10 protein-coding genes are annotated in these 10398 nt (G+C 70.2%); 4 read left to right on the top strand and 6 right to left on the bottom strand.

Going from position 1 to position 10398, the window contains the following annotated elements; translation table 11 throughout:
* The first annotated feature begins 2 nt into the window (after positions 1 to 2).
* Positions 3 to 884 (top strand): pyridoxamine 5'-phosphate oxidase family protein, encoded by an 882-nt coding sequence (locus tag FLW16_RS27545; RefSeq protein WP_142563054.1) that lies wholly within the window; start codon positions 3 to 5, stop codon positions 882 to 884.
* On the opposite strand, the gene FLW16_RS27550 is transcribed toward FLW16_RS27545, so the two are convergent.
* The 4 genes from FLW16_RS27550 to FLW16_RS27565 are packed head-to-tail and all read right to left on the bottom strand — an operon-like array spanning position 871 to position 4761.
* A complete protein-coding gene (locus FLW16_RS27550; RefSeq protein ID WP_142563055.1) occupies positions 871 to 1707 on the bottom strand; it encodes a TIM barrel protein in 837 nt (278 codons plus the stop codon). The genes FLW16_RS27545 and FLW16_RS27550 overlap by 14 nt on opposite strands.
* Entirely contained in the window at positions 1704 to 2540 is an 837-nt protein-coding gene (locus FLW16_RS27555) for a carbohydrate ABC transporter permease (protein ID WP_142563056.1), read from the bottom strand. Before FLW16_RS27555 ends, FLW16_RS27550 begins: the two co-directional genes overlap by 4 nt.
* Positions 2534 to 3421: a carbohydrate ABC transporter permease gene (locus tag FLW16_RS27560; RefSeq protein ID WP_142563057.1), complete on the bottom strand. Its 888-nt coding sequence runs from the start codon at positions 3419 to 3421 to the stop codon at positions 2534 to 2536. Before FLW16_RS27560 ends, FLW16_RS27555 begins: the two co-directional genes overlap by 7 nt.
* A gap of 14 nt (positions 3422 to 3435) precedes the next feature.
* The gene (locus tag FLW16_RS27565; protein ID WP_142563058.1) at positions 3436 to 4761 is read right to left on the bottom strand and encodes an ABC transporter substrate-binding protein; all 1326 of its coding nucleotides are present in this window, start codon (positions 4759 to 4761) and stop codon (positions 3436 to 3438) included.
* Positions 4762 to 5163: 402 nt separating this feature from the next.
* Here FLW16_RS27565 and FLW16_RS27570 point away from each other — a divergent pair, with 402 nt between their 5' ends.
* The 3 genes from FLW16_RS27570 to FLW16_RS27580 all read left to right on the top strand — a co-directional run bounded on the left by FLW16_RS27570 (position 5164) and on the right by FLW16_RS27580 (position 8232).
* Positions 5164 to 6165 (top strand): SIS domain-containing protein, encoded by a 1002-nt coding sequence (locus tag FLW16_RS27570; protein ID WP_142563059.1) that lies wholly within the window; start codon positions 5164 to 5166, stop codon positions 6163 to 6165.
* Between the two features lie 66 nt (positions 6166 to 6231).
* Positions 6232 to 7110: a PfkB family carbohydrate kinase gene (locus FLW16_RS27575; protein ID WP_142563060.1), complete on the top strand. Its 879-nt coding sequence runs from the start codon at positions 6232 to 6234 to the stop codon at positions 7108 to 7110.
* A 24-nt stretch (positions 7111 to 7134) separates the two neighbouring features.
* A complete protein-coding gene (locus FLW16_RS27580; protein WP_142563061.1) occupies positions 7135 to 8232 on the top strand; it encodes a LacI family DNA-binding transcriptional regulator in 1098 nt (365 codons plus the stop codon).
* A gap of 18 nt (positions 8233 to 8250) precedes the next feature.
* On the opposite strand, the gene FLW16_RS27585 is transcribed toward FLW16_RS27580, so the two are convergent.
* Positions 8251 to 9291 (bottom strand): sulfotransferase, encoded by a 1041-nt coding sequence (locus FLW16_RS27585; RefSeq protein ID WP_142563062.1) that lies wholly within the window; start codon positions 9289 to 9291, stop codon positions 8251 to 8253.
* Positions 9292 to 9412: 121 nt separating this feature from the next.
* Positions 9413 to 10303: a CDP-alcohol phosphatidyltransferase family protein gene (locus FLW16_RS27590; RefSeq protein ID WP_142563063.1), complete on the bottom strand. Its 891-nt coding sequence runs from the start codon at positions 10301 to 10303 to the stop codon at positions 9413 to 9415.
* Positions 10304 to 10398: the final 95 nt, after the last annotated feature.

Genomic DNA, 10398 nt, shown 5'->3' on the forward strand with positions numbered 1-10398 from the left:
AGATGCGGCACGCGGGAGAGGTCGCGGTCCAGCGCCGCGCGGGCGTCCGGCTGGCCGGGCACGGATCGGCCCGCGTACGGGCCGAGATCCCGGAGGTCGCGGCGCGGTTCCTGGAGTCCCAGCGCATGGTCGTGATCGGCGCGGAGGACCGTGAAGGCCGGGTGTGGGCCGCGCCGCTCACCGGCCGGCCGGGGTTCGTCACCGCGGCCGGCGACCGCGCGATCCTCGTGGACGCGGTGCCCGGCGCGCCGCTCGCGGGACTGTTCGACGACGAGCACGACATCGGCATGCTGGCCATCGAGCCGTGGTCCCGGCGCCGGATGCGGGTCAACGGCCGGGCCCGGAGGGACGGCGACCGCCTGAACGTACGGACCGAGCAGGTGTACTCCAACTGCCCCAAATATCTGCAGAAGCGTGCGATCACCGAGGATCTGGAGCCCGGTGAGGGGACGTCGTGGTCCGGGGACCGCCTGTCGGAGGCCCAGCGGGAGTGGATCAGGGCCGCCGACACCTTCTTCGTCGCGACGCACGCGCCAGGGCTCGGCTCGGACGTCTCGCACCGGGGCGGCAACCCCGGGTTCGTCGAGGTGGTGGACGCCCGGCGGCTCGTCTGGCCCGACTACGCGGGCAACCTGATGTACATGACCCTCGGCAACCTGGAGCTGAACCCGGCCGCGGGCCTGCTCTTCCTCGACTGGACCACCGGCGACGCGCTGCACCTGACCGGCAGGGCGCGGGTCGACTGGGACCCCCATGGGGTGCCGGGAGCCCAGCGACTCGTGGAGTTCGACGTCGAGTGCGTGCTCCAGGTCGGCGGCGCGAGCCCGCTGCGCTGGGCGTTCGAGGAGTACTCCCGGTTCAACCCGCCCGTCAGGGGTGCGTGAGGGCGGCCTCCACGGCGGACAGGCAGCGCTCGACGACGGGCCGGGGAGCGAAGGCGTAGGTGCCGTCGCCGAACAGCTCGAACGTCATGAACCCGGCATAACCGCGGCGGGAGAAGGCGGCGAGGTAGTCGGCCAGCGGCAGCTCCCCGTCGCCCCACGCCAGGTGCCCGGCCGGGCTGCCGTCGATGAGGTGCACGTGGCGGACGCGGTCGCCGAGCGCGTCGAAGTAGTCGTCCACGCTCTCCCCCGCGACCGCCATGCCCACGGTGTCGAGCACGGCGGCGAGGTTCGGCGCGCCGACCTCGTCCAGCATCCGGGCGAGCGCCCGCGAGTCGTTGAGCAGGTTCGACTCCACCCGCTGGAGCGGTTCGAGCACGCAGGTGACCCCGAACCCCTCGGCGTACCCGGCGATCTCGGCGAGCGCGTCGGCGGACCTGCGCCACGCCGCCTCCACCGGCTCGTCCTCGTAGCCCCGGCCCGGCGTGAGCAGCAGCAACTCGGCGCCGAGCTCCGCGCACAGCTCGGCCGCCCGGCGGAACATCGCGATGCTGGAGGCGCGCAGCCGCGTGTCGGCCGAGGCGATGTTGACCGGGTACATCACCTGCTCGGGTGTGAGGCAGCGCACCCGCAGGCCGCGTGAGGCGGCCCGGCGGCGTACGGCGCGGGCCTCGGCGTCGCTCACCTGCGGCACGTGGAAGTGGGGGGCGATCCCCCACAGCTCCAGTTCCTCGTGGCCGAGGTCGGCGGCGTCGTCGAGGAACCGCTCGAACGGCAGGTGCTGATAGGAGAAGTTCGATCCGGTGATGAGGGGCATGGGACTCATTTTCCGACTCCGTCCGCGAGTCCTTTGACGATGTAACGCTGCCCGGCGAAGAACAGCAGCACGACAGGGAAGGCCGCGATCGCCATGCCGGCGAAGACGACGGGAAACTCGGTGCCGTGCTTGCTCATGAGGCTCATCAGGCCGACGGGAAGGGTCTGCACGCCCGCGCCGCTGGTGAAGACCATCGCGAACAGGTACTCGTTCCAGGCGAACAGGATGTGCAGCAGCACGGTCGAGGTGATGATCGGCTTGCACATGGGCAGGATGATGCGCCAGAAGGCGGTCCACCGGCCGCAGCCGTCCATCTCGGCCGCCTCGTCCACCTCCCGCGGCAGGTCGAGCATGTACGCCCGGATGAGGAAGGTGGTGAACGGCACCCGGAAGGCCGTGTAGAGGATGAGCAGCGCCCAGAAGCTGTTGTACAGGCCCATGGCCTGGAACATCTTCACCAGCGGCACGAGCGCCACGCTCGGGGCGAGCATGAGCCCGCCGAGGATGATCCCGGTGGTCAGCTTGGAGAACGGGATGTTCACCCGGGTGAGGCCGTACGCGGCCCACGCGCTGACGAACACGGTCGCGATCGTCGAGGTCACGGTGACCAGCACGCTCGTGGTGAGGTAGTTGCTCACCCCGCGGTTCCAGGCCTTCTGGTAGCTGTCGAAGCTCCAGTGGGAGGGCAGCGAGAAGGGGTTGCCGAAGATCTCGCCGTTGGTCTTGAACCCGTTGAGCACCATCCACAGCAGCGGATAGACCACCACCGCCGCGAGGCAGAGCAGGAACGCCCACAGGAACACCCGGGCGACCACTCCCAGGAAGCCGATGCGACTCACCACGCCACCCTTCTCCTGCGCGCGACCCACAGTTGCGCGACGGCGATGCCGAGCGTGACCACGAAGATGACGGTCGCGATCGCGGCGGCGTAGCCGAAGTCGTTGCGGACGAAGCCGCTGCGGTAGAGCCAGGTCCCCAGCACCTGGGTCGAGTTGTCGGGCCCGCCGCTGGTCATCACCATGACCTCGTTGAACACCTGGAACGCCCCGGAGATCGTGACCATCGACATCACGCCGGTCATCTCCCGCACCAGGGGGACGGTCACGTGGTAGAAGCGGCGGACCGGCCCGGTGCCGTCGAGGGCCGCGGCCTGGTAGATCTCGCGGGGGATCCGCTGGATGGCGACGGCGAACAGCAGCGTGGAGTAGCCGAAGCCCTGCCACTGGCTCATCGCGATGATCGCCGGCATGGCCGTGCTCTCCTCGCCCAGCCACGAGTGGCCGAGCCCGCCGAGGCCGACCGCCTGCAGCAGGTGGTTGAGCAGGCCGAGGTCGGGCTCGTAGATGACGTAGAAGAGCAGGCCGGCGACGGTCAGCGAGATCGCGGAGGGGATGAAGTAGATCGCCCGCAGGACGCGCTGCCACCGCTCGCTGCGCACGCCTTCGATGAGCGCGGCCAGCACGAGCGCGCCGAACACCTGGAACACGATCGACACCACGGCGTACAGCACGTTGTTGCCGAGCGACCGCCAGAAGACCGGGTCCTCGACGAGCTTGGTGTAGTTGGCGAAGCCGACGTACTCCTGGCTGCCGCTGTAGATGTCCCACTTGAGCGTGCTGAACCCGAGGTTCTCGGCCAGCGGGAAGTAGACGAACACCCCGACCAGCACGAGGGCGGGAACGACCCACGCGAGCCCGAGCGCCCTTTTGCCGATGGTGCGCACCTGCTCTCCTCCGGTTACTTCGCCGACGCCGAGGCCTGGCGGACGCTCTCGAGCACCTGCTCGGGGGTCTTGCCGCCGGTGATCAGCGCCTCGCCGCCGGACAGCCAGGCGTCGGCGACGTCGGGCACGGTGACGGTGTCGAGCCAGGCGGCCAGCTTCGGCGCCTTGTTGACCAGCCCGACGCCCTCGTAGACCGCCTTGCTGGAGGTCTCGGGCGTGACGGCCCCGATGACCGTGCTGGGCTGGCCGTACGGCGGGGACGACAGGGTCTTGGCGTTCTTCACGCTCGTGACGAACTTCATGAAGTCGACGGCGAGCGGGATGCGCGGGGAGGCGGCGTTGACCAGGTATCCCTCGGGCGCGCCCTCGATCACCGTGGGGTCGCCCTTCGCCCCCTGCGGCGCCGGCAGCTGGAAGATGCCGAAGTCGTCCGTGGGGAGCTTGCCCTTGGCGGTCTCGTTGTCGAACTCCAGGATCTCCTGGTAGTACATGGCCGCCTTGCCGTCGGCGAACTTCTCCTGCGCCGAGCTGTACAGCACGCCGTTGGTGCCGCTCTTGGTGTCGGTGCAGGTGTCGACGAGGGTCTTGAAGCGGGTCAGCGCGGTGACGTAGCCCGGGTCGTCCAGCTTCGCCGTCGCGGGCTTGAGGTCGGCCTGCAGCGTGTCCCACGGCACGTCGTAGGCGAACATCTGCTGCAGGTAGTGGAGGGCCGGCCAGCCGTCCTTGTTGCCGAACGCGATCGGCTCGTACCCGGCCTTGCGCAGCGGGCCGCAGGCGGCGATCAGGTCCTCGAACGTGGCGGGCACCTTCACCCCCGCCTTGGCGAACGCGGCCTTGTTGTAGCCCATGAACTTGCCGTTGCCGTACAGCGGGATCCCGTAGTACTTGCCGTCGTAGGCGAAGGCCGACAGCGCCCCCTCGCTGAAGGTCTTCCCCCACTCCGTGCCGGGCCCGACGACATTGGTCAGGTCGGCCGCGCGGCCGCCGCGGACGAAGTTCTCCGCCCAGTTACCGGTCCAGGTGAAGTAGACGTCCGGCAGGGCGTTCGACGCGGTCAGCGTCTTGGTCTTGTCCTTGATGCTCTGGTCGGTCTCCTGGATGAGCTCGATCTTCACCCCGGGATGGAGCTTCTCGTACTCGGCGGCCAGGTCCTCGAAGTACGGCTCCAGCGGCTCTCCGGCGAACTTGGTGAGGATGCTCAGGGTGCCCGAGTAGTCGGGGGCGGCGGTCACGTCGGCCGCGGGAGCCTTGTCCGCCTGCCCGCCGCCGGTGCACCCGGCGAGGGCGAGCACCGACGTCCCGGCGATCGCCGCGAACGTCGTGAGTGCGCGAGGGCGCATGGGCTTCCTCTCTCTCTGGTCTGTCTGGGGGCTGGTCCGTCTGCGGAGGGAGGACCGCCGGTGCCGGGGCCTGGGATGCCGGAGCACTGGGATCCCCAGACGCTGGGACCCCCGGGCACTGGGATCCGCCGGGACGCGCCGCCGGCACGACCCGCTGGTGTGGGGTGACTGTACAGAGCATCTGATACCGGTACCAGACCTAGTTCCAAGAATTTTTTCCCGCACGACGCGCCCAGGGCCGCGAGAGGCAAGAAAGCGCAGCTAGATGCCGCTTTATCAGGAGAAAAAAGGTGGCGGTGTTGACGTCTCACGTTCACCTGTGCCAGCGTGACCCCGGCGTGATACCGGTATCAGGCAGCAGGGGCGCCGCCGGTCCGCAGGTGATCCCGAAAGGACGCGACAATGCTCGGATTCAACGAGCCGGAATTCCTCTCCCAGCTGGCGAGCGCGGTGGCGCTGCGCCCGCAGATCGAGGAACTGGTCGATCGGCTCGTGGACGGGGGATTCGACAACCTCTACCTCGTCGGCGCCGGCGGCACCTACGCCCAGATGTGGCCGTACGAGCGCCTGGCGCGCCAGCGGTCCACCCTCGACGTGCGCGCGGTGATCGCGGCCGAACTGGTCGCCGCGGACGAGAAGGCGCTCGGCGAGCGCTCGGTGGCGATCTTCACCTCGGTCTCCGGCACCACCGAGGACGTCGTCCGGGCCATCGAGTTCTGCAAGTCGAAGGGCGCCTACACCGTCGGCTTCACCGGCTACCCCGACTCCCCGATCGCCCGGAACGTCGACCTCGCGCTGCTGACCGAGCCCAAGACGTGGCCGTTCGACATGCAGATGCTGCTCTTCATGGGCCGGCTGCTGTCGCGGCGGGGCGAGTTCGACGGCTACGAGAAGTTCGCCGCCGAGTTCGACGACATCCCGCGGATCCTCCTGGAGGTCTCCAAGCAGGCCGAGCCGGTCGCCGAGGCGTTCGCCGACGCCCACAAGGACAGCGACTACTACTTCCTCATCGGCGGCGGGAACCTGTGGGGGTTCACCTACCTCTACTCCATGTGCATCCTCGAGGAGATGCAGTGGCTGCGCACCACGCGGGTGCACAGCGCCGAGTTCTTCCACGGCTCGCTCGAACTGGTCGAAGAGAACACCAGCGTGCTCGTCTTCCAGGGCGAGGACGAGGCGAGGGCGCTCACCGACCGCGCCGAGGCCTTCGCCAAGCGGATCTCCAAGGACGTCACGGTCTTCGACACGAAGGACTACCCGCTCGACGGCATCAGCCCCGAGTTCCGCGGCCTGCTCGCGCCGCTCGTCCTCGACACCGTCATGAGCCGCGTCAGCAAGCACCTGGAGCGGGTGCGCGACCACTCGCTCGACCTGCGCCGCTACTACCGCGTCATGGACTACTGATCCCGCCGTCCCCCCTTCCGGGCCCTCGCGCGTGCCTGCGCGGGGGCTCGTCCACAGGAGAGTCCCTTGAGAGTCCTCGGCTTCGGCGACAACATCGTCGACCGGTTCGTAGACCGCGGCGTGGAGTACCCCGGCGGCAACAGCGTCAACGTGGCCGTCTACGCCCGCCGCCTCGGCCTCGATGCGGCCTACCTGGGCGTGTTCGGCGACGACGAGCTCGGCGACTTCCTGCGCGCCTCGATCGCCGACCAGGGAGTCGCGATCGACCACTGCGTCGTGCGGACCGGCGAGAGCGGCGTCTCCACCCTGCGCGTGGACGACGGCGACCGCGTCTTCCTCGGCTGGAACGGCGGCGGCGTCACGCTGCGGGAGCCGCTCGTCCTCGGCGACGACCTGCTGCGGTACGCCGCCTCCTTCGACCTGGTGCACTCCAGCGTGTACTCCCGAAGCGAGACCGAGCTGCCCAAGCTGGCCGGGCTCGGCCCGGTGGTGAGCTTCGACCTGTCCAGCGAGGATGAGTTCCGCACCCCCGGCTACCTCGACCTGATCTGCCCGCACGCCGACCTGGTGCTGCTGTCGTGCTCACATCTCGACGAGGCCGCCACGCGGGCGCTGCTGGCCGAGGCCGTACGGCGCGGCGCGCGGCTCGCGCTGGCCACGCGCGGCGTGGAGGGAGCGATCGCGCACGACGGCAGGGTCACGGTCGCGACCGCCGCGCGCCGGGTGGAGGACCCCGGCCTGATGGTCGACACGATGGGCTGCGGCGACGCCTTCCTCGCCGGGTTCGCCGTCTCGCTGCTGCGCGGCGGCTGGACCACCGGCACGTCCCCTGACCGCGACGCCGTCGAGCGCGCGCTCCACGACGGCGCGCGGTCGGCCTACGAGCAATGCCGGGTGGAGGGCGCGTTCGGCCACGGACGGCCCGTTCTCACTAAGCTTCCGTAGCATCGAGAGGGAGGGACGCCAGCCATGCCAGCTGAGCGGAGCCAGGCCGCCGGGCGGGTGACGATCTCCGAGGTGGCGGCCGAGGCGGGCGTCGGGCGGGCGACCGCCGCCCGCACGCTCGGCGGGTATGGACACGTCAGCCCGGAGCTGCGCCAACGCGTGCTCGCGGCGGCCGAGAAGCTCGGCTACCGCGCCAACGCCCTGGCCCGCAGCATGTCGACCGGCGTGAGCCACACCATCGGGGTGATCGTCGCCGACATCGGCAACCCCTTCTTCGCCGGACTGGTCCGCGGCGTCTGCGACGCGTCCCGGGCCCGCGGCTTCGACACGATCGTGCTGAGTACCTACGAGGACCTCGACGAAGAGGTCGCCGCCACCAACGTGCTGATCGACAAGCGCGTCGACGGCATGATCATCGCGTCCGCCGCGGTCAGCGGCCGGGAGGTCGGCCACGTCAAGGAGGCGCTGACGCGCGGCGTCCCGGTCGTCCTGGTCGACCGGGCCATCCCGGCGCTCGACCTCGACGCGGTCGTCATCGACAACCGCGACGCGGCGCGTGAGGCGGTCGAGCGGCTGATCGCGGCGGGGCACCGGCGGATCGGCTTCGTGTGGGGCCCGCCCATGGCGCAGCCGCCCGCGACCCGGCGCGAGCTGCTGGCGGCGGCCTCCCGCAACCTGTGGACCGACGGCGAGCGCCTGCGCGGCTACCTCGACGCGCTCGACGACGCGCGGATCCCCTTCGACCCCGAGCTGGTGATGGTCGGGCGCAAGGTCGAGGAGCGGGCGACCGAGGAGGTCGCGCGCATGCTCGCCCTGCCGAACCGCATCACCGCGCTGTTCTGCACGGAGACCGAGGCGATGACGGGGGCCCTGCGCGCCCTGCGGGCGGCCCGGCTGTCCTACCCGCGCGACGTCGCCCTGATCGGGTTCGACGACAGCGCCTGGGCCGCGGTCATGGATCCGCCGCTGACGATGATCGCGCAGCCGGTGCACGGGCTCGGTGCGAAGGCGGCCGAGGTGCTGCTCGACATCGTGCAGGGGGCCGAGGCCGGCCGGGAGACGCACACGCTCCGCTCGCGCCTCATCGTGCGGTCGTCGGTCGGCCCCCCGCCGGGCGCCTGAGATGGCCGAGAGGGGATGTCAGCGGGGAAGCAGTTCGTAGGAGCGCTGCTGGGGCAGGCCGGCGAGCCGCCGCTGGCCCTCCGTCAGCAGCGCGGCGATCGGACCGGGCTCGCGCAGCCGGGTGAGCCGGTCGCGGTTGTACTTGCGCAGCCGCGCCGCGCGCCGCTTGGCCGCCGCCGCCTTGAACGCGGCGACGTGCTCGCGGTCGGGCTTGCGCGCGCCGCTCAGCTCGTAGCCGTACGCGGTGAGCCGCTCGCCGAGCACCTCCTCGCACAGCGAGATCTCCCAGGGCTCCAGCCGGGAGGCCCACTTGCCCGAGTGGGCGGTGGTCACCTCCTCGTGCGTGTTGCTGTGCCACACCTTGTGCTTGGGCACGGCCAGCTCGGCCATGTCGCGCGGATCGCACATCGCCGGGTCGTACTCCTCGCCGATGAACACGCACAGCTTCTTCAGCTCGGTCTCCGGGTCGGCGGTGAGGTCCTCGTACCGCAGCTCGTAGAAGCTGTCGGCCGGCAGCTTGCGCGCGTGCCGGCGGCCGAAGTCGACGGCCTCGGCCCAGTTGGCCATGGCGTGCACGGCGTCCGCCTTGTACCAGGGCATCTGCTTGAGCGAGGCCACGCAGTCGCGGCCGTCCCTGACGAGGTGGACGAACTGCGCGTCGGGGAACATCCGCATCAGCATCTCGACGTGCCGGTAGTAGCTGGGCCGCTTGTCGCCCCAGCGCGGCTTGCCGAAGCGCTCGGCGTAGCACTTGAAGACCATGCCGACGACCGAGCCGAAGCTGCCCGGGCCGAGCATGGCCGCCTGGACGAAGTCGGGGCCGCTCAGCCCGAGCTCGTGGAACTTCGTGGTCCGGCCCTCGGCGATCCAGGTCGCCAGCCTGCGCCTGTTGTCGGCCAGCCGCATGTCGCCGTACGCCCGGCGGGAGAAGTAGGCCGGGACGAGGAACCGCGTCTCGGGCGGGACCGCGATGCGCGGGTGCGAGTGCAGCATGAGCTGCAGCATGGTGGTGCCGGAGCGCGGGCAGCCGACGACGAAGACAGGTCTGTCCGAATGCATGAGTTCTATCCCCCGTGGTGAAATTGCCAGACGCCAGGCCGCCCTCCCCCGAGCGCGGCTTGTGACGCGGGTCCTACGGCGTCACGCCGTAGGAACGTGCGGATCCGGCCGGGACGGCCGGTCAGACAAGGATCTTCTGCTTCTCGGCGGCGGTGCGGGGCACCTGGCGCGCCGCCAGCCAGACGCGGTAGACGAGGCTCATCTCGAACGTGAGCAGCAGCGCGCCGGCCACGACCGAGACCGGCACCAGGGCCTTGGGACCGAACAGCGGGCCCACGACGAAGATCGCGGCGTGGAACTCGATGCCGCTCACCACGTGGGTGCGCACCCGGTGCCGCACGAGGAAGACGCGGAACCGGTCGTACCAGGGGAAGCGGGCGTGGAACGCCTTCTGCAGGTCGACCACCGTCGCGCCGTCGTCGGCGGCGACCCCGCCGAACTCCGCGGCGGCCTGCCCCAGCTCGGTCCGCGGCCTGGAGCGAAGGACGCTCTCGGCGAGGACGTACTGCCCGTCCAGCCGCGCCTCCAGCAGCGCGCGGGTGGCGTCCTTGACCCGCTTCAGCTGCGGGCCGTTGATGTAGCGGAACAGGTCGAGCACGACGACGCCGACGGCGGCGAGCACCACGTCGGTGTCCCCCGTGCGGGTGTACTCCCCGAACCCCCAGCCGAAGGCGCAGCAGACCACCCGCACCCGGTCGCCGACATAGTCGAGCCACAGGCCGAAGGGCGTCCCCGTGCCCTTGAGCCTGGCGATCTTGCCGTCCATGCAGTCGACCGTGAAACTCAGATAGAACAGAGCCGCGCCGGCGACGAGCATGCCCTCCGCGAAGGCGGCCGCCGAGGCGAAGCCGATCAGCATGGACAGCCGGGTCAGCCCGTTCGGCGTGATCGAAGTGTGATTGGCCACGAGCAGCGCGAGCCGGCAGGCGAGCGGATCGACCATGAAGACGGTCCACCACGAGTCTCTCGGCTTGCGCGTCGCGAGTATGTCGTCCAGCGTGAAGCCTCCCATGCGAGCAAGAATGACTACAAGGGGTAGCCGTTGGCCTGCTCTTCGGTAACAGGCAGGGCATCTCATTGCCGGTTCTTGACCATCTCCCCCATCTG

Source organism: Microbispora sp. KK1-11 (assembly GCF_006874435.1).
GTDB classification, from domain to species: Bacteria; Actinomycetota; Actinomycetes; order Streptosporangiales; family Streptosporangiaceae; genus Microbispora; species Microbispora catharanthi.